The organism is Bradyrhizobium sp. USDA 3650, from assembly GCF_054057395.1.
In genome coordinates, this window is sequence record NZ_JBSRZG010000001.1 from 4892299 (window position 1) to 4910485 (window position 18187).

An 18187-nucleotide genomic window follows, 5' to 3' on the forward strand; every position below is an offset into this window, starting at 1 on the left:
CCGCCGCGTCATATCCGTATGACAGGCGCGGGCGTATCGTACCGCCTCATGCTGGCGAGAGGGTGGGAATCGTGGCCGACGAGAATAAGACGCAGGAATCGCCCAACTTATCGCCCAAACGGCTGCCGCTGGCGGAGGAGGGGATCATGGAAACCCTGCTGCTGCCATTCTCCCCACGGTTCATCGTCCTGACGATCTGCGCGGTGGTCACCGCGCTGCTGATCGGCATCGGCATCGCCGACCGCAAGATTTTCGACATTCTGCTGATCCCGATCCTGATCTTCGGCGCGCTGACGGCTCTTGGCGTCCGCGACCTCATGCAGAAGGGCCACGCCGTTCTGCGCAACTACCCGATCTCGGCGCATATCCGTTTTTTGCTCGAAGAGATACGCCCGGAGATGCGGCAGTATTTCTTCGAGAGCGAGAAGGACGGCATGCCGTTCTCGCGCGACATCCGTGCGGTGGTCTATCAGCGCGCCAAGATGCAGCTCGACAAGCGTCCGTTCGGTACGCAAGAGGACGTCTACCGCGAGGGTTATGAGTGGATGCATCACTCGGTCTCGCCGAAGACGCATGCCGAGGAGAAATTCCGCGTCACCATCGGGGGCCCGGATTGCGCCAAGCCGTATTCGGCTTCGGTGTTCAACATTTCCGCGATGAGTTTTGGCGCGCTCAGCCCGAACGCCGTGCGCGCGCTGAACGCCGGCGCCAGGAAGGGCGGCTTCGCGCACGACACCGGCGAGGGCGGCTTCAGTCCCTATCACGCGGAGATGGGCGGCGACATCATCTGGGAGATCGGCTCGGGCTATTTCGGCTGCCGTCATCTCGACGGCGCCTTCGATCCCGAAGCCTTCGCGCGCGTCGCGAGCCAGGACCAGATCAAGATGATCGAGCTCAAGATCAGCCAGGGCGCCAAGCCCGGTCATGGCGGCGTGCTGCCGGCGGCGAAAGTCTCGGAGGAAATTTCCAAGATCCGCGGGGTCGCGATGGGCGAGGATTGCATCTCGCCGGCCTCGCATCGCGCCTTCTCGACGCCTGTTGGCATGATGCAGTTCATCGGCGAGATGCGAAAGCTCTCCGGCGGCAAGCCGACCGGCTTCAAGTTGTGCATCGGCCACCCCTGGGAATTCTTGGCGATCTGCAAGGCGATGATCGAGACCGGCATCTATCCCGACTTCATCGTCGTCGACGGCAACGAGGGTGGCACCGGCGCCGCGCCGTTGGAGTTCATGGACCATCTGGGCATGCCGATGCGGGAGGGCGTCAGTTTCGTCCACAACGCGCTGATCGGCATCAACGCGCGCGACCGCATCAAGATCGGCGCCTCCGGCAAGATCGCCACCGCCTTCGACATGGCACGCGCCATGGCGATCGGTGCGGACTACTGCAATTCGGCGCGCGGCTTCATGTTCTCGCTCGGCTGCATCCAGTCGCTGAGCTGCCACACCGACCGATGCCCGACCGGCGTCGCGACCCAGGACCCGACGCGGGCGCGCGCGCTCTATGTGCCGCTCAAGATCGACCGCGTGCACAATTATCACCTTGCGACGCTGCACTCGCTGACCGAGCTGATCGCCGCGGCCGGTCTCGAACATCCGCAGCAGCTGCGCCCGATCCACTTCTCCCAGCGCACCTCGACGACGGACGTGAGATCCTTCGCGCAGCTTTATCCGTCGCTGCGTCCGGGCGAGCTGCTCGAAGGCACCGAAGACCCGCGCTTCCGCGATGCCTGGCGGATGGCGCGGACGGAGACGTTCCAGCCTGCGCTGTAGGCGCCGGTCCACTTGCAAGGCCGCAGGCCCCCGCGCGCAAAGGCATCACAACATGGGCTGCGTTCAACGTTTGGTTCAACTTTGGGTGTAGATTGTCCCCATGGACGAGCGGCGCGACAAGGCAAGGCATCGCGTGCTGAAGGCCGGAACGATCGAGTTCGGCGGCGGCGGCGCGATCGACTGCACTATCCGCAACCTGTCCGATACCGGCGCCGCGCTCGACGTCAGCAGTCCCGTCGGCATCCCCGACCATTTCAGCCTGTTCGTCCAAGGCCGACGGAACACATCTCGCCTGCACCGTGATCTGGCGCAAGGAGAAGCGGATCGGGGTGAGGTTTGGGGTGAGGGTCTAGCGCAACAAATTCCACTGTCGTCCCGGCGAAGGCCGGGACCCATACCGCGTGATTTATCGACAATGCGCAGGTAGGAGTACCACGCAACTACCAGTCTTCGCAAAATTCAATCTTGTGGCTATGGGTCCCGGCCTTCGCCGGGACGACGAGTGGAGCTTGGTGCGGCGATCTGCATCCAACACGTCTTCGCGCGCTCATCCCGTCTCTACTTCGCTCCGTCGGCTCGCGAGAATCTTGTCGATCCTCCGTCCGTCGAGATCGACCACCTCGATGTGCCAGTCGCCGAAGTCGAAGGCGTCGCCGACATCAGGCAGCACGTTGAATTGTTGCAGCACGAGACCGGCGACCGTGTTGTAGCGGTGCGGCGGCAGTTCGATGCCGAGCAGCTCGCCGAATTCGTCGACCGGCATCCAGCCTGAGACCAGCAGCGAATCATCCGCGCGCTTGACATAGGCCGGTTCCGGCGGGCCCTCCTCGGAATGGAATGCGCCGACGATCGATTCCAGAATGTCAGCCGTCGTCACGATACCTTCGAAGGCGCCGTATTCGTCGTAGACGAGGCCGACATGCACCGGCGCAGCCTTGAGGATCGCCAGCACGTCGCGGGCATCGGCCGACGCGGGAATGCCGGGCGCCTCGCGAACCAGCACGCGCAAATCCGGCGTGCGCTCGTTCATGAAGGCGACCAGCAGGTCCTTGGCCTGGAGCACGCCGATCGGCTTGTCACGGTCGCCGTCGGAGACGGGAAAGCGCGAATGCGGACTCTTGGCGATGATCGCTTGAATACTTTCCGGCGTATCGTTGAGGTCGATCTCGTTGACCTCGGTGCGCGGCGTCATGATCGCGCCGACCGGCCGGTCGCCGAGCCGCATCACGCCCGCGATCATCTCCTTTTCACCTGACTCGAGCACGCCCGCGCTTTCGGCCTCGCTGACGAGATGATGGATCTCGTCTTCCGACACCTTCTCTTCGGACTTGCCGCCATGGCCGAGCAGCGTGAGGATCAGCTTGCCGGAGAGATCGAGCAGGAAGACCAGCGGCAGCGAGACCTTCGCAAGCACGTGCATCGCGGGTGCGACCCTGACCGCGATGCTCTCGGGGTCACGCAGGGCCACCTGCTTCGGCACCAGCTCGCCAACGATCAGGGTGGCGTAGGTGATGAGCGTGACAACCAGGCCCATTCCGACGATGTCGGCAATTCCTGCGGACAGGCCGAGCTCGAGCAGCCATTGCGTCAGCCGCTGTCCGAGCGTCGCGCCCGAGAACGCGCCGGAGAGGACGCCGACCAGGGTGATGCCGATCTGCACCGTCGAGAGAAACTTGCCGGGATCGGCCGCGAGCGTCAGCGCCCGCTCGGCGCCGCGGACGCCCTTTGCGGCGAGCATCGACAGCCGGGCCGGGCGCGACGAGACCACGGCCAGCTCGGACATGGACAGCAAGCCGTTGATGACGATCAGGACGACGACGATGGCGAGTTCGGCCGAGAGCATTGATGTTCCGAGGTAAGGGAGTGTGGCCCGGATGGCGGCACAGGCATTGATATAGGTATTCGAGGAAGAAATGCCGACGATTCTGTCGCATTGGGCATCGCGAAGGAACTTCGGCGACCCCGTCCCGGAAGGCAATCCCCGATACCCCGCGGAACTACGGGCATGCCGTTGCTTAACGGGCTCTTAGCGGCAACCGGCTAAGTTTTCGGCATTTGCAGGAATGTATTCGGGGGATCAGATGCGGATCGGGAAGCTCTTTGCGCTGTCGATGCTGACGGTGACGGTGTTTGCAGTCATCCTTGGCGCCGAGGTGCTCATACCCCAGGCGCGCATCTTCACGAACCGCTCCGACGCGATCAAGACGGTCGACGCCTTTGGCGCGACCCTGATGGTCAGTCAGCACGTTGCCGGCCTTCGTGCTCCCTACATTTCCCCGATCTTCCAGGAGAATTCTGCGACGCAGGTCCAGATCGAAGCCGCCGCGAAGGCCGCGAAAGCGGTCGATGCCGCATTCGAGGGGGCCAGGCGTGCCATCATGGTGCTGGATGATTCCGGACCGATGATCGAAAACCTGGACCGTACCGCGCGGCGGCTCAAGGACATCACCACGGCGGCAGACCGCGCGATGAGCCTTCCCCTGGCGGCACGCGACAGCGCTGTGGTCAAGGGCTTCCTTCCGGGCGTTGCCGAGGTCATCGGCAATATCGAGCCGATCATGAACCGGCTCGAAGCGAAGGTCATCAATGCTGATTCCTCGCTTGCGGCGCTGCTGAGCCTGGCGCGAACGGCGCAGGATCTGCGCGTCTCGGCCGGCAGCCGCGCCGCCACGCTGTCCCCTGCGCTGAGCGCACGCCGACCGCTCACGGCTCCCGAATTCTCGCTGATGGATCGTATGCAGGGGCGTGTCGAGGCCGACCGCGAGCGCATCGAGGCCGGCATCGACGAACTCGGAAGCCCGCCCCGCATCGCCACGGCGCTGAGGGCGGCGACCGACTCTTACTTCGGGATAGCAGCCGCTGCCGTGGACAAGGAGATGTCCACGGCCCGTGGTGACGGCAAGTACGGCATCAACGCCGAAGAGCTGGCCAACGTCATCGTACCCGCCATCCAGATGTTCTACGGCGTGCGCGATGCCGCCCTGGCCGAAGCGGCCGAGCGCGCCTCGGCCGCGCGCGACGGCGCGTTGGCGATGTTCGCGCTCGCGGGCGTGGCGGTGCTGGCGTTGCTGGGGACTCTCGGTGGCGTGACCATGATGCTGCGCCGGCGCGTGGTGACGCCGCTGAGCCGGCTCGCGGACGTGATCGCAACGCTTGCCGCCGGACAGCACGAGGTCGAGATTCCCGTGACGGGCCGCAATGACGAGATCAGCCAGGTGGCGGGCTCGCTCCAGCACTTCAAGGACTCGCTCTCCGCCAAGAAGGCCGCCGACGAGGCCGCTGCGGTCGAAGCCGAGGCAAAACTCCGGCGCAGCCAGCGCATGGACCAGATCGCGCGCGATTTCGAAGCGTTGATCGGCGACGTCATCAACACGGTGTCGTCGGCATCGTCGGAGTTGGAAGTGTCGGCGGGAACGCTGACGAGCACCGCCGATCAATCGGAAAAGGTCACCGCAACCGTCGCGGCCGCCTCCGAGCAGGCTTCCAGCAACGTGCAGACCGTTGCCGCGGCCGCGGAAGAGATGGCGTCCTCGGTCGACGAGATCGGCCGGCAGGTTCAGGACTCCGCGCGCGTGGCCAGCGAAGCGGTGCAGCAGGCAGCGCGGACCAACGACTATGTCGGCGAGCTCGCCAAGGCTGCCGGCCGGATCGGCGACGTGGTCGAGCTCATCAGTCAGATCGCGGGCCAGACCAATCTTCTGGCGCTCAATGCCACGATCGAGGCGGCGCGCGCCGGCGAGGCCGGGCGCGGCTTCGCCGTGGTCGCCTCAGAGGTCAAGGCGCTGGCCGAGCAGACCGCCAAGGCCACCGGCGAGATCAGCCAGCAGATCACGGGAATCCAGAGCGCGACGGAGGATTCGGTCGGCGCCATCAAGTCGATCGGCGACACCATCACCCGCATGTCCGAGATCGCATCGGCGATCGCCTCCGCGGTCGAGGAGCAGGGCGCGGCGACGCGGGAGATTTCCCGCAACGTGCAGCAGGCGGCCCGCGGCACCCAGCAGGTCTCCGCCAGCATCGTCGACGTGCAGCGCGGCGCGAGCCAGACCGGATCGGCCTCCTCCACCGTGCTCGCGTCAGCGAAGTCGCTCTCCGGCGAGAGCAGCCGCCTCAAGGTCGAGGTCGGGAAATTCCTGGACGCGATCCGGGCGGCTTAAGAAGATCATTGTGGAGGGAAGTGGCTTCACCTAGGCTTGCACCACCGGGGATATCGCAGCCTCCCCGTGAAGTGGTGATCCCACGCAAGCGCTGCTCGCTGATGTTTGGAGCGAGCAATGGACGGGATCACAATCGAACTACCGCTTTTCCTGTTGGCAACCTTCGCCGGTGCGTTCGTCGCCGGCCTCTCCGGTTTTGCCTTCGGCCTCGTCGCGGCATCGCTGTGGCTTTATGTGCTGACGCCGCTTCAGAGCGCCAGCCTGATCGTCGGCTTCGGCCTCCTGGTGCAAGGCTACTCGGTCTGGAAGCTGCGCAGCGCGCTCGACTGGCGCCGGCTATGGCCCTTCATGATCGGTGCCGTCGTGGGCGTGCCGGTCGGCGTGTCACTCCTGACCTCGGCCGATCCCAAGAGCGTCCGCATCGCGGTTGGGGCGATCCTGATCGTCTACAGCCTCTATGCGTTCTTCAGGCCGCAGCTCAAGGTCGCGACAATCGTGCCGCCGGCCGCAGACATGACGATCGGTTTCGTCAACGGTGTGCTTGGTGGGCTGACCGGCCTCGCTGGCATCATCGTCACCATCTGGTGCAATCTGCGCGGCCTGCCCAAGGAGGTCCAGCGCGCCACGTTCCAGCCCGTCGCAGTCGTGGTGTTCGCCACGGCGGCGCTCTTTCTGGGGGCCAAGGGAGCGCTGACGTTCGAGACCGCAAAGCTGTTCGCGCTCGGCCTGCCGTTTCTCTTTGCGGGAACGTGGCTCGGGCTGAAACTGTTCGGCCGCATCGACGAGGCCACGTTCCGCAAGATCGTGCTTGCGCTGCTGTTCGTCTCGGGCGTCGCGCTGTTGTTCTGAGCCGCGCTCAGAACTCGCCGTGCAGCCGTCCCGAGAATACCGACACTGGGCCGCGATCAGCGTTGTATGCGGGGTTGACGATCAGCTGGTAGTCGGCGGTGAGGGTGAGACTCTTGTTCAGCGCGTAGGCGTAATAGGTTTCGAGGATGCGCTCGCGGCGGTAGTTGAGCGCGCCGTCGCCGATGAGAACACCGAGGCCGCCGGCGGCCAGGAAGTCGCGGTAATCCTGCGAGATGGCATTGATGGCGCCACCGACGCCGATCACGTCATCGGGCCGGCCCCATTTCGTGCCCTTGATCGACAATCCCGCGGACAGGCTGCGGTGAATGTCGGTGAAGGCCAGCGTCTCGGTCTTGCCGTCGTTCCAGCTCCAACGCCCGAACAGACCGACATCCTCGGTGATCGCCTGCTCGAGGTTGAGCACGTAGCCATACTTCAGACGGCCGCGCCGAGTCTGCGCGATGTCGAGGTTGAGCGCGGGATTGTTCAGCGTCTCGCGGAAGCTGCCCATATTGGCGCTGTCGAGCCAGCCTATGGTCCTGAGCTTGCCGGGCTGGCCGAGCAGCGAGAAGCGCGTTTCGAGCTCGAGCACGTACTGGCCGCGCTCGCCGACCCTGGTGTCGAAATGATTCGAATTGGACTCGGCGACCATCAGGAAGTAGCCGCCGCGCAACGCCCACTGCTTTTGGTTCAGCTCGGCGGTGACGCCGTAGGTGAGGCCAACCTTGTCGGCGGAATAGTCGAAGGCGCCTGGCGCCCACAGCGACCAGTTCATGAAGTCCTTGCGGGTGTCCTTGGCGTAGGCGTTGCCGTCGAACACGTCGACCACCGGGAATTTGCCGGCCTGCACCGTGAGCCTGGATACGTCGGCCTTCTTTCCGAGCTGCAACTGGCCGCTGGCGAGCTCTTCCTGCTCGCCGCCAAAGCCAAACGTCTGGCGCACGAACAGGCGCGAGGTGTTGTAGTGCGGATAGGGAAAGTTCGACTTCTGCGCTTCGCCGTTGGGGAAACCGGCCGCGCCGACCGTGTCGTTCAATCCAAATCCCTGCAGCAGTTCGGGATTGTAATAGACCTCGCCGCCGTCCCACAGCTTTGCATTCAGGAACAGGCTGTTGCTCCAGGTCGCCTTGGCCTGCCTTGATGGCGAGAGCGAATTCGGCCCGGTGTAGAGGGCGGGGAACGACGGGTAGCCTTGCGGCAGATAGGTGCTCTGGCCGTGGATCTCCCAGCGATCCGATTCCGTGTCGATCAGCGAGCCGATCCCCGAGCTCTTGGGATTGTAGCTCGGCATGCCCGGCCAATCGACCTTGCGGTTGAGGCCGAGCCGGACCGACTGGAAGTCGAGCGACGACGAGGTGTACTGGGCGCCGGTGGAGAAGGCGACATTGGCGCCGTCGAAGCGGCTGTAGAGATATTCGATCCGCGCGCTCCAATGCGGCGCGAAGCCGTACTCGATGCCGCCACCCGCGATCCAGCCGGGCCGCGTGTTCAGGATTTTCGGGACTGCTTCCCCTGCGGCAGGCGTGTCGAAATAACGCTCACCCATCCAAGCAAAGCCGCCGGTGGCGTAGACGAGCCAGGGACCGCTGGTGTAGCCGACGCGGCCGCGCAGGCTCGCGGTGTAATCCCATTGCTGCGTGACGGTGTTGGCGGGTGTCGCCAGAAAGGACACGATCGAGTTGGAGGTGATGTAGTTCGGAAACGAGAAATCGCCTTCAACGCCGACAAGCCAACCGGAGTTGAGCCGGTAATTGTAGCCGGCCTGCACGCCGCCGATCATGCCGCTGAAGACGCCGCTGTCGTTGATCCCGGTGCCGTCGTTCAGCGCGAAGCGCGACGAGCCGAGGCTGTAGCCGGCATGCGCACCGATGTAGAGGCCGGTCCAGTCATAGAGGGCTTTCAGCGCCGGTGCCTTCAGCGGCAGATCGGCCGCGCGGCTGCTGGCGGGCAAAGCCAAGACGCCCGTGGCAATCGCCGCGGCCGTCCGCAAATACCTGTAACGGTGACCCCTCAACGTCAAAACGCACGCCCCCAAAGCGAGTGTGTCCACTCGCCGCACTATCCCTGCCGATTCGCGGCGACCCTGTCATCAGGCTTAGGTGCTCCGCGAGCGAACGAGATGATCTCGATCCGGCGCGACTTCTTCCCAAGCCCCTGAACCTGTTGCCAACGTTATTGCGATTAATTCGCAATAGCAACTAGTTCAGATTGCCGCAGGGGGTGGTTCGCACCGCTGTGTGACGGGACTGCAACAAATTCCCGAGGCGCTAAAACAGTTGACCCCGCCCGGGGGGACATCCGGGCGGGGTCGGGGGCACGACACGGGGTGGATGAGGCGCCCGTGTCGGACGCAGGATCCACGTGAGATCGGCCTCAGGGCCTCAAATCAGAAGCAGGTGCGAACGCGGCCGACGTACTGGCCAAAGGCGTTGTACTGGGCGGCCCAGCCGCAGCGGTGATAGCCGTTGTAATAGGGGTCGTTGCTAGCGGCGATCGCGGAGCCGACGACGGCGGCGGTGGCGATGCCCAGGCCGACGCCGACGCCCCAGCCGAGCGGCTTGGCTTGCGCCTGCGAGGTGGTGGCGACGACGCTGCCAGTCAGGGTGAGCGCGGTGAGGGCAACTGCAAAAATCTTGGTCTTGATCGACATGTGAAACTCCATCCGGGTTGAGGCGGTCCGTTGTGGCCCGCGTACCGAGTTGGACGGAGGCTCCGCGCGTCCGGTTCGAAACCGGCAAAAGCGGAGGTCGAGTCTGGCTCTTTCCCGAATGCTTCCAGTGGGATAGGCGCTAACCGAGAGGGCCTTTGGCGAGCCTGTTCACGTCGAAGTTATCAACCTCGGCAAGCAGCTCGCAAAAAGCGCGAGCGCCCTGGTCGATCAGCCGCTCGCCTTTCGCGGCCACGGCCAACGTCGCATTGCCGACGGCGCCGCTTGGGTTGAGATCCTGCGCCTGCCAGGCGAACGGTGCGGGTCGCTGCGTCGACAGCCAGCGATATTGCTGCTCCATCGCGATGCTGCTCGCGGGAAAATCCGCGATCGCATCAACGCGCACTTGATCGCGATAGCGGGCCAGCATGATTGAGGTCTCGACTGCACCGCCGTGGATGCCGTGCCGTACTTCGTCGGCCGGGAACAGCTGGTCCGCGCCCGACAGCCGCGACCACGACGTCGTCACCACGAGCAGCTTCTGATGCGCGCGAAGATCTTGCGCGATCAGCATCATGGCCGCGCTGTTGCCGCCATGGCTGGTGATGATGACGAGCTTCTTCAATCCGCGGCGCGCGATGTCTTCGCCGATCGCGGTCCATTTTTTCAACGCGATGTCGGTCGGCAGCGTCTGCGTGCCCGGATAGTCGATATGCTCGGTGGAAATCCCGATCGGTTCAACGGGCAGGAAACTGGCCGGAGCGCTCTCGGGCAGGAGCTCGCGCACCCGCGCCAGATAGGCGTCGGCGATCAGCACGTCAGTCTCGAGCGGCAGATGCGGGCCGTGCTGCTCGGTCGCCGCCAGCGGCAGCACTGCGATCCAGCGCGACACCTCGGCGGGGCTGGCATCGGCCCAGCGGATCTCGGTCCAGTCGCGGGAAGGCGTCATCAAGGTTTCTTTGCCCGAATTTGTCACGTAGTTTGGGTTATCAGGGGACGCGGGCCAGGCCGGCTCGCGTCCCTGAATGTCTTGCGGTTTTATCGCGTTGCTTGGACATCGGCTAGAAGCGATCGACGGAGTCCCATCATGAGCCCTTCTCATCTGCGGCGAGCCTTAACGGCGGGCTTGATGGCCGCTTTCGTCTCGGTCGTCCCGGCGCGCGCCGAAACCCTGGACAAGGTCATGTTCGGCACCAATTGGGTGGCCGAGGCCGAGCATGGCGGCTTTTTCCAGGCCGTCGCCGACGGCACTTACAAGAAATATGGGCTGGACGTCACCATCGTCCCCGGCGGGCCCAACGAGAACAACCGGATGCTGCTGATCGCCGGCAAGATCGATTTCTTCATGGCAGCGAACACGCTGATGTCGTTCGACGCGGTCGCCAATAACGTCCCGGTCGTCACGATCGCAGCGGTGTTCCAGAAGGATCCGCAGGTGATGCTGACGCAGCCCGATGCCAAGGTCGCCAAGATCGAGGACCTCAAGCCGCTGACGCTGTTCGTCTCCAAGGAGGGCATGACCAGCTATTTCCAGTGGCTGAAATCCGAATACGGTTTCAGCGAGAAGAACGTTCGCCCCTACAATTTCAATCCGCAGCCCTTCATCGCCAATCCCAAGAGCGCGATGCAGGGTTACGTCACCTCCGAGCCCTTCGCGGTCGAGAAGGCCGCCGGCTTCAAGCCCAACGTCTTGCTGCTCGCCGATTACGGCTTCAACACCTATTCGACCCTGATCGAGAGCCGCCGCGACGTGGTCGAGAAGAAGCCCGACCTGGTGCAGCGCTTCGTCGATGCCTCCATGGTCGGTTGGTACAATTACATCTACCGCGACAATTCCGCGGGCAACGCCATGATCAAGAAGCTCAATCCGGAGATGACCGACGAGCTGCTCGCCTATTCCGTCGCCAAGATGAAGGAGTACGGCATCGTCGATTCCGGCGATTCGCTGAGGAACGGCATCGGCGCGATGAGCGACGAGCGCTACACCTCCTTCTTCAACAAGATGGTGAAGGCGGGCGTGGTGAAGGCGGACCTCGATTTCCGCAAATCCTATACGCTGCGCTTCGTCAACAAGGGCGTCGGCGCCGAGCTGCGCCCGAGCAAACCGTAACGCAAGGCCGATGTCATCAGTCCAAACGTCGGCGGGGGTCGAGACCGGCCTGACGGCCCTGGCTGTGAGCCTGCGCGGCGTGACGAAGACCTATGACAACGGCGTGCTGGCGCTCGGCCCGCTCGATCTTGCGGTGCGCAAGGGCGAGTTCATTTCGCTGCTGGGACCGTCAGGTTGCGGCAAATCCACCGCGCTGCGGCTGATTGCCGAGCTCAGCGCGCCGTCATCAGGAATCGTGAGGCTGGCGCGTCGGGAGGGCGGACCCCAGCCAGGTCTTGTTCAGCCAGGTCATATTCAACCAGGTCATGGCATCGGCTTCGTGTTTCAGGAGCCGACCCTGATGCCCTGGACCAGCGCGCGCGAGAACGTGCGGCTGCCGCTGAAGCTCGCAGGCGTTCCGAAGGCGGAAGCGCGCGCGCGTGCCGATGAGGCGCTGGCGAGCGTCGGGCTTGGCGATTTCGCCGACGCCTTTCCGCGCGAGCTCTCTGGCGGCATGAAGATGCGGGTGTCGCTGGCGCGCGCGCTCGTCACCGACCCTGATATCCTCCTGATGGATGAGCCGTTCGCGGCGCTCGACGAAATCACGCGCTTCCGCCTCAACGACGATTTGCTCGCGCTGTGGCGCAGGCTCGGCAAGACCGTCATCTTCGTCACGCATTCGGTGTTCGAATCCGTCTATCTGTCGCAGCGCGTGGTGGTGATGACGGCGCGGCCGGGCCGCATCCAGGCCGACTTCCGCATCGAGACGGTCGAGCCGCGCGGCGAGGAGTTTCGCACTTCAGTCGCCTATTCCGATTATTGCCGGAAAGTGTCGGCGGCGCTGGCGCCGTCCTATGCAGGGCAGTCCACGCTATGAACGCGCAAGCTTCCGTCACTGCGAAGCCGTCCGGCGCAAGACGCGCGGTGCGCTTCGTGCTGCCGGTCATCGTGTTCGCGGCGGGATTGCTCGCCTGGGAGCTCGTGGTCCGCATCAAGGACATCCCGCCTTACGTGCTGCCGGCGCCCTCCGTCATTTTCCTGACCCTGATCAAGGATTGGGCGGTGCTGTCGCAATCGCTTGCGGCGACGCTGCTGACCACGCTCGAAGGTTTTGTCGCGGCCAGCGTCGGCGGCATCGCGCTGGCGCTGCTGTTCAACCAGTCCAAATGGGTCGAAGCATCGCTATTCCCCTATGCCGTGGTGCTTCAGGTCACGCCCGTCATCGCCATTGCGCCGCTGCTGCTGATCTATCTGGAGCAGCAGACCGCGGTCGTGGTCTGCGCCTTCATCGTCGCCTTTTTCCCGGTGCTGTCGAACACCACGCTCGGGCTCAATTCGGTCGATCGCAACCTCGCTGGCCTGTTCCAGCTCTATGGCGCCTCGCCGCAGCAGATCCTGCGCTTTCTCAAGCTGCCGGCGGCGCTGCCTTACATTCTCGGCGGCCTGCGCATTGCCGGCGGCCTGTCGCTGATCGGCGCGGTCGTGGCCGAGATCGCGGCGGGAACGGCCGGCGCTGGATCCGGGCTCGCCTACAGGATCGCGGAATCCGGCTACCGATTGAACATACCCCGCATGTTCGCAGCGCTGCTGCTGTTGTCGCTGGCCGGGATTGTCATCTATGGGGTGCTGGCGCTAGTTTCCCACCTCGTTTTACGGCGCTGGCACGAGAGCGCGCTTGGAAAGGACAACTGATGACCACCGGTTCGATTTCGTCCGAAAAGATCGACCTTCTGATTTATGGGCCGGTCCGGCCGATCCTCGAGAACGGGTTTTCCGATCATTTCGTCGTGCACAAGGCGGAGACGCGAGGTGACCTCGAGCGGCTGACGCCGGCGGTTCGCGAACAGATCCGGGGCGTGGCCGTGACCTATCACACCGTGCGTGCCGACCGGGATTCGCTGTCGCAATTGCCCAAGATCGAGATGGTGGCGAGCTTCGGCGTCGGCTACGACCACGTCGATGCCAAATACGCTGCCGAGCACAACATCATCGTCACCAACACGCCCGACGTGCTGACCGAGGAGGTCGCCGACGTCGCGATGGGCCTTCTGATCTCCACGGTGCGCGAATTCATCAAGGCCGATCGTTATGTGCGCTCCGGTCTCTGGCAGACCCAGAACTATCCGCTCAGCGTCGGCTCGCTGCGCGACCGCAAGGTCGGCATCGTCGGCATGGGCCGGATCGGACAGGCGATCGCGCGCCGGCTCGATGCCTCGCTGGTGCCGGTGGTCTATCACACCCGCAATCCGTCCAAGGACGTCGCCTACAAGCACTACCCCGACCTGATCGAGATGGCGAAGGCGGTGGACACGCTGGTGGTGATCGTGCCCGGTGGCGCCAGCACGAACAAGATGATCAACGCCGAGGTGCTGAAGGCGCTCGGCCCGCGCGGTGTGCTGGTCAACGTCGCGCGCGGCTCGGTGATCGACGAACCGGCGCTGGTCCAGGCGCTCAAGTCTGGCACCATCCTCGCCGCCGGCCTCGACGTGTTCGCGGCCGAGCCGAACGTGCCCGACGAGCTCAAGACCATGCAGAACGTCGTGCTGCTGCCGCATATCGGCTCGGCCTCGGTGGTGACGCGCAACGCGATGGACCAGCTCGTGGTCGACAATCTCAAGTCCTGGTTCTCAGGCAAGGCGCCGTTGACGCCGGTTGCGGAAACGCCTTTCAAGGGGCGCTGATGAGAGTTCTTCGGGTCGTTGCATTCGCCGTCGCGGCCTCCTTGGCCGCGATCGGCATCGCGCAGGCGCAGGATACGACGACCCTGAAGAAGGAGATGCCCGGGCAGTGGGAGCTCTCGACCACCGAGCGCAGCAAGACCTGCGTCGTCACGCTCAAGGCCGACACTGCTGCTCAAGGCTTCAAGCTCGAGCTGGAGCCGGCCTGCAAGGCCGCGCTGCCCTTCACCAAGGACATCGTCGCCTGGAGCGTCAGGGGTCTCGACATCGTCCGCTTGCAGGATGCGAGCGGTGAAGCGGTGATCGACTTCACCGAGGTCGAGGCCGGCATCTTCGAAGGTCTGCGGCAGGGCGAGGGCGTCTACATCCTGCAGGACCTCGCCGCCGCCCGCTCGATGGCGAAGTCGATGGACCAGATGATCGGCGACTGGTCGATCGTGCGGGGCAACGGCCAGCCGGTCTGCGGGCTGACGCTGACCAACACCGAAGCCGGGCCGGACAATTTCCAGGTCTTCCTCAAGCCGAAATGCGACGCGGCCATCGCGCAGTTCAACCCGACGCAATGGCGGCTCGAGCGCGGCCAGATCATCCTGCTGTCGAAGGCCGGTGAGGCCTGGCAGTTCGAGGCCGACGACAATGCGCAATGGCGGCGCGTCCCTGATACCGCTGATCCCCTGATCATGCTGCGTCAGTAGGCGCCGCGAAACGCGACCTCATCCTGAGCGCCCGTCATAGGCGCGCGTCTCGTAGGGATGGCCGCAGGCTAGGTCGTCGGCTTGGGCGGCGGCGCGGTGCCCTGGGCCCACTTCTCCATCTTGCCGAGCACGCCCCAGGCCGTGAGCGCCAGCGAGATCGGCATCGCGAATTGGCCGAGGCCCGGCACCGCCGACACGAGCGTCCCGAGCAACCCGGCAAGACCGCCAGCGTTGGGGCTCGCCGTCACCGACGACAGCAGCGCCGTGATCAGCGATCCGCCGATGCCGAGCGCAGTCTTCTTGCCGTCGAGCATCTTGCCGATGGTATCGCCGAGCGCGCCATTGACCTGGCCGAGGACGGGCTTGTCGTCTCGGTTGAGCAAGGTGCCGAGCAGGTCGACGACCTGCTTCAACTGATCGACGGGGGCGGGGCTGGTCGGGGTGAGGGGTCCTGGCATGGGAGCTGTCTTGTTGACGAGGGAGAAGAGCCGTTCGAACAGGCTGATCGGATCATTGGTGGCGGGCAGCGTATTGCCCGATGTCGTCGTTGCCGGGATCACGGCGCCGACCGGCGGCCGCAGCAATTGCGCGAGATCCTCCAGCCGCTTCATGATCCTGGACACATCGCCGCTCGATCCGGTGGCGCGCGACTGCACAGCGCGGGTGAGGGCGGCGACGGTGGCGCCGTCGAGAAGTCCGGTATCCCTCAGGCCGTTCTGCTGCTGAAACTGCGAGACCGCGGTTCTGGTCTTCGGTCCGCTGATGCCGTCCTCGGCGAGCGGCGGATTGGCGCCGAGCTTGTTGAGCGCCTGCTGCATGAGAACGATCGTCGACGCGGCGTCGTCCTCCGGTTCGGCGCGGCTCGCAAATTGCGGGCTGCCGTCGAGGCTGATCGAGGAATCCAGCGACATCATCGCATGCAGGATCACAGCCGCGCCGAGCTGGGAATCGACATGGTTCGAATCAAACTCATGATCGCGAACGAATTTGCCGGCCCTTGCCTCGGGCGGGCCATACAGCGTCGAACCGCCATAGAGATAGGGCGAATTGCAGCCCTTGGCGTGATAGCCGAAGCCGTTGAACGCTTCGAGCCGGAACAGAATCCGCGCGATCCCCCAGTCGTGCGCGCCGACGAAATTCTCAATCCTGAAGGCGTCCACGGCGCCGTCCACGAACGTGGCAAACGGGCCGCGCCCCTTCGGAACGAGCGTCGTCACGCGATGAAGCGTTTCGCCGTTGCCGAGATAAGTGTCGAAATCGAAATTGGACTCGCGGTAATGGCAGAGGGCAGCGAAATACCAGGGGACGCCGGTCAATCGCTCGATCTGTTGATAGGTCGCCTTGCCGTTAATGGCCTTGCGCGCGACTGCGTTCGCGTCGGAGAGGCGTGAAGGCCGGATCTCGAGATTGGCCCAATTTCGCTCGTATTCGCTTTTCAGACTCTCGAATGAAATCATTTTCCGCTCCCGCAATAAATGGATTATCGCAACTCCGCGTCAGATGAGGTGAACCAGGTGCCGTGACAGGGCGTGAGCCCAGCGTGATCTCCCGCAAGTCTGGCAGGCCGCCGGCGCGGTGCGTGTGAAGTGGGTTACAGCCTCGCTGGGAAAAATGAGCGGCACGACCGGGATCAGGGCGGCCGCCCGCGAGGGAACCGGCAGGGCCGCTGCTCCGTTAGCGAGACGAGGCAGTCCGGCTAAGGAGTCCTGCATGACCACGCGCGTCCTCGCGATCGGCATCGAGCCCGGCAACGCGGACTACAGCGCATTCCCGCAGCTCACGCCGGAGCTCGTGCGCAACTATATCGATGCGCAGCTGCTGCGCCTGCGCGATCTCGGTTACGAGGTCACGAGTTGCCTGATCGATCTCGATGCCGCGGCGGAAGCCGCCGTCACGGCGACGTTGCGCGAGGAGAATTTCGACTGCATCGTGATCGGCGCGGGCCTGCGCGAGCCCAGGGAGCGCCTGCTGCTGTTCGAGAAGGTGCTCAACCTCGTCCACCGCCTGGCGCCCGACGCTGCGATCTGCTTCAACACCACGCCGGCCGACACCGCCGAGGCGGTGCAGCGCTGGATCGATGCTTGAGATGAATCGGCTGGCCCGCGGCGCGCGCGGCATGGCCTGAGCCGCCTTCCAGCCGAGCCTCCGACGCCACCGCGAGAAGTGCCGGGTCCCGGCGTGGTGATTCTTCTGGTCCGAATCCGGCTGCGGCGCTATGACTTGTCTGACCACAGGGGAGGGCGAGCATGCTTCGAGGTCTTCGCATTGGAAGTTTCGCTATCGCGGCATGTCTGACGGTTGTGATGGCGATGCCGGCTCATGAGGCGGCAGCGCAGGACGCCATTGGCGGTGCCATCCTCGGCGGCGTCGGTGGAGCGATCGTGGGGGGCGCCATCGGCGGAGGCCGTGGCGCCGCCATCGGCGCCGTCGTCGGTGCCGGCACGGGCGCTGCAATCGCCTCCGAGGGCGAACGCCGCCGCTCCGGCTATTACGCCTATCAGCGCGGCTGCTACATGCAGCGCCGGGACGGCTCCTACGTTCCGGTCGATCCGCGATACTGCTACTAAATCAGCCGCATCCCGCGCAAACTCGCATGCCCGCTCTTGCCGACGATGATGTGGTCGTGCACCGCAATCCCGAGCGGCTTTGCGATGTCGATGATCGCCTTGGTCATCTGGATGTCGGCCTGTGAAGGGGAGGGATCGCCAGAGGGGTGGTTGTGCACCAGGATCAGCGCGGTCGCGGACAATTCCAGTGCGCGCTTGATCACCTCGCGCGGATAGACCGGGGTGTGATCGACAGTGCCGGTCTGCTGCACCTCGTCGGCGATCAGCTGGTTGCGCTTGTCGAGGAACAGCAGGCGAAACTGCTCCTTGTCGGCGAACGCCATGCTGGTGCGGCAATAGTCGATCACCTCGTTCCAGGACGACAGCGCGTTGCGGCTGTTGACCCCGCCCTTGGCGACGCGATGCGCCGCCGCCGCGAGCAGCTTGAGCTGGTGGATCGCGGATTCGCCGACGCCGTCCACCTCGCGCAGGCGCGCCACCGGCGCATGCACGACCTCGGCAAACGAGCCGAAAATCTTGATCAGCGATTTCGCCAGCGGCTTGGTGTCACGCCGCGGTAGCGCCGGAAACAGCGCCATCTCCAAAAGCTCGTAGTCGCTGAGCGCGTCCGCACCCGCGCTGTAGAAGCGCTCGCGCAGCCGTTCGCGATGGCCGAGATAGTGCGGCGCTTCTTCGGGCTTGCTCTTGTCGTGGTCGGGCTTGGCGGGCATTGCGCACAAGCATGCCGTACCGT

The 18187-nt window shown here is 64.6% G+C and carries 16 protein-coding genes and 1 pseudogene; 11 read left to right on the forward strand and 6 right to left on the reverse strand.

Features of this window, described 5'->3' with window-relative positions; translation table 11 throughout:
- The first annotated feature begins 71 nt into the window (after positions 1-71).
- Positions 72-1772: an FMN-binding glutamate synthase family protein gene (locus ACVIN2_RS22760; RefSeq protein WP_456767251.1), complete on the forward strand. Its 1701-nt coding sequence runs from the start codon at positions 72-74 to the stop codon at positions 1770-1772.
- 100 nt (positions 1773-1872) lie between these two features.
- Positions 1873-2125 (forward strand): annotated as a pseudogene (locus ACVIN2_RS22765) (PilZ domain-containing protein).
- 194 nt (positions 2126-2319) lie between these two features.
- Here the strand turns inward: ACVIN2_RS22765 and ACVIN2_RS22770 are convergent.
- Positions 2320-3615, reverse strand: coding sequence for a hemolysin family protein (locus ACVIN2_RS22770; protein ID WP_456767252.1), 1296 nt, complete (start codon positions 3613-3615; stop codon positions 2320-2322).
- Between the two features lie 238 nt (positions 3616-3853).
- On the opposite strand from ACVIN2_RS22770, the gene ACVIN2_RS22775 reads away from it, so the two are divergent.
- Both ACVIN2_RS22775 and ACVIN2_RS22780 read left to right on the forward strand, forming a co-directional pair.
- The gene (locus tag ACVIN2_RS22775) at positions 3854-5929 is read left to right on the forward strand and encodes a methyl-accepting chemotaxis protein (protein WP_456767253.1); all 2076 of its coding nucleotides are present in this window, start codon (positions 3854-3856) and stop codon (positions 5927-5929) included.
- Positions 5930-6046: 117 nt separating this feature from the next.
- Positions 6047-6778: a sulfite exporter TauE/SafE family protein gene (locus ACVIN2_RS22780; protein WP_456767254.1), complete on the forward strand. Its 732-nt coding sequence runs from the start codon at positions 6047-6049 to the stop codon at positions 6776-6778.
- Between the two features lie 7 nt (positions 6779-6785).
- Here ACVIN2_RS22780 and ACVIN2_RS22785 read toward each other — a convergent pair whose 3' ends face one another.
- The 3 genes from ACVIN2_RS22785 to ACVIN2_RS22795 form a co-directional block, all read right to left on the reverse strand.
- Positions 6786-8768: a carbohydrate porin gene (locus ACVIN2_RS22785; protein WP_456767255.1), complete on the reverse strand. Its 1983-nt coding sequence runs from the start codon at positions 8766-8768 to the stop codon at positions 6786-6788.
- A 396-nt stretch (positions 8769-9164) separates the two neighbouring features.
- On the reverse strand, positions 9165-9428 hold the full coding sequence (locus ACVIN2_RS22790; protein WP_007597808.1) for a hypothetical protein: 264 nt from the start codon (positions 9426-9428) through the stop codon (positions 9165-9167).
- Positions 9429-9567: 139 nt separating this feature from the next.
- The gene (locus ACVIN2_RS22795; protein WP_456767256.1) at positions 9568-10374 is read right to left on the reverse strand and encodes a creatininase family protein; all 807 of its coding nucleotides are present in this window, start codon (positions 10372-10374) and stop codon (positions 9568-9570) included.
- A gap of 138 nt (positions 10375-10512) precedes the next feature.
- Here ACVIN2_RS22795 and ACVIN2_RS22800 point away from each other — a divergent pair, with 138 nt between their 5' ends.
- Genes ACVIN2_RS22800 through ACVIN2_RS22820 form a run of 5 tightly spaced genes read left to right on the forward strand, consistent with a single transcriptional unit; the run spans position 10513 to position 14887 of the window.
- Positions 10513-11535, forward strand: a complete 1023-nt coding sequence (locus tag ACVIN2_RS22800; RefSeq protein WP_456767257.1) for an ABC transporter substrate-binding protein — start codon at positions 10513-10515, stop codon at positions 11533-11535.
- A 10-nt stretch (positions 11536-11545) separates the two neighbouring features.
- Entirely contained in the window at positions 11546-12391 is an 846-nt protein-coding gene (locus ACVIN2_RS22805; protein ID WP_456767258.1) for an ABC transporter ATP-binding protein, read from the forward strand.
- Complete coding sequence (locus tag ACVIN2_RS22810; RefSeq protein WP_456767259.1) at positions 12388-13206, forward strand: ABC transporter permease; 819 nt, start codon at positions 12388-12390, stop codon at positions 13204-13206. Before ACVIN2_RS22805 ends, ACVIN2_RS22810 begins: the two co-directional genes overlap by 4 nt.
- The gene (locus tag ACVIN2_RS22815) at positions 13206-14195 is read left to right on the forward strand and encodes a 2-hydroxyacid dehydrogenase (RefSeq protein ID WP_456767260.1); all 990 of its coding nucleotides are present in this window, start codon (positions 13206-13208) and stop codon (positions 14193-14195) included. Before ACVIN2_RS22810 ends, ACVIN2_RS22815 begins: the two co-directional genes overlap by 1 nt.
- Positions 14195-14887 carry an AprI/Inh family metalloprotease inhibitor gene (locus ACVIN2_RS22820; protein ID WP_456767261.1) on the forward strand — a complete coding sequence of 231 codons (693 nt, stop codon included), beginning with the start codon at positions 14195-14197 and terminating at the stop codon, positions 14885-14887. The genes ACVIN2_RS22815 and ACVIN2_RS22820 overlap by 1 nt, the downstream gene beginning before the upstream one ends.
- A 68-nt stretch (positions 14888-14955) precedes the next feature.
- Here the strand turns inward: ACVIN2_RS22820 and ACVIN2_RS22825 are convergent, their stop codons facing one another.
- Entirely contained in the window at positions 14956-16344 is a 1389-nt protein-coding gene (locus ACVIN2_RS22825) for a peptidoglycan-binding protein (protein WP_456767262.1), read from the reverse strand.
- 253 nt (positions 16345-16597) lie between these two features.
- On the opposite strand from ACVIN2_RS22825, the gene ACVIN2_RS22830 reads away from it, so the two are divergent.
- Together ACVIN2_RS22830 and ACVIN2_RS22835 are read left to right on the forward strand one after the other, a co-directional pair.
- Positions 16598-16972, forward strand: coding sequence for a hypothetical protein (locus ACVIN2_RS22830; RefSeq protein WP_456767263.1), 375 nt, complete (start codon positions 16598-16600; stop codon positions 16970-16972).
- 161 nt (positions 16973-17133) lie between these two features.
- Entirely contained in the window at positions 17134-17454 is a 321-nt protein-coding gene (locus tag ACVIN2_RS22835) for a glycine zipper domain-containing protein (protein ID WP_007604950.1), read from the forward strand.
- Here the strand turns inward: ACVIN2_RS22835 and radC are convergent.
- The gene (radC, locus tag ACVIN2_RS22840; RefSeq protein ID WP_085352015.1) at positions 17451-18164 is read right to left on the reverse strand and encodes a RadC family protein; all 714 of its coding nucleotides are present in this window, start codon (positions 18162-18164) and stop codon (positions 17451-17453) included. The genes ACVIN2_RS22835 and radC overlap by 4 nt on opposite strands.
- Positions 18165-18187 lie beyond the last annotated feature (23 nt).

Excerpts from the sequence above, each read along its gene's own strand:
- ACVIN2_RS22770 (WP_456767252.1), bottom strand. The coding sequence starts at position 3,615 with ATGCTCTCGGCCGAACTCGCCATCGTCGTCGTCCTGATCGTCATCAAC.
- ACVIN2_RS22775 (WP_456767253.1), top strand. The coding sequence starts at position 3,854 with ATGCGGATCGGGAAGCTCTTTGCGCTGTCGATGCTGACGGTGACGGTG.
- ACVIN2_RS22780 (WP_456767254.1), top strand. The coding sequence starts at position 6,047 with ATGGACGGGATCACAATCGAACTACCGCTTTTCCTGTTGGCAACCTTC.
- ACVIN2_RS22790 (WP_007597808.1), bottom strand. The coding sequence starts at position 9,428 with ATGTCGATCAAGACCAAGATTTTTGCAGTTGCCCTCACCGCGCTCACC.
- ACVIN2_RS22795 (WP_456767256.1), bottom strand. The coding sequence starts at position 10,374 with ATGACGCCTTCCCGCGACTGGACCGAGATCCGCTGGGCCGATGCCAGC.
- ACVIN2_RS22800 (WP_456767257.1), top strand. The coding sequence starts at position 10,513 with ATGAGCCCTTCTCATCTGCGGCGAGCCTTAACGGCGGGCTTGATGGCC.
- ACVIN2_RS22805 (WP_456767258.1), top strand. The coding sequence starts at position 11,546 with ATGTCATCAGTCCAAACGTCGGCGGGGGTCGAGACCGGCCTGACGGCC.
- ACVIN2_RS22810 (WP_456767259.1), top strand. The coding sequence starts at position 12,388 with ATGAACGCGCAAGCTTCCGTCACTGCGAAGCCGTCCGGCGCAAGACGC.
- ACVIN2_RS22815 (WP_456767260.1), top strand. The coding sequence starts at position 13,206 with ATGACCACCGGTTCGATTTCGTCCGAAAAGATCGACCTTCTGATTTAT.
- ACVIN2_RS22820 (WP_456767261.1), top strand. The coding sequence starts at position 14,195 with ATGAGAGTTCTTCGGGTCGTTGCATTCGCCGTCGCGGCCTCCTTGGCC.
- ACVIN2_RS22825 (WP_456767262.1), bottom strand. The coding sequence starts at position 16,344 with ATGATTTCATTCGAGAGTCTGAAAAGCGAATACGAGCGAAATTGGGCC.
- ACVIN2_RS22830 (WP_456767263.1), top strand. The coding sequence starts at position 16,598 with ATGACCACGCGCGTCCTCGCGATCGGCATCGAGCCCGGCAACGCGGAC.
- ACVIN2_RS22835 (WP_007604950.1), top strand. The coding sequence starts at position 17,134 with ATGCTTCGAGGTCTTCGCATTGGAAGTTTCGCTATCGCGGCATGTCTG.
- radC (WP_085352015.1), bottom strand. The coding sequence starts at position 18,164 with ATGCCCGCCAAGCCCGACCACGACAAGAGCAAGCCCGAAGAAGCGCCG.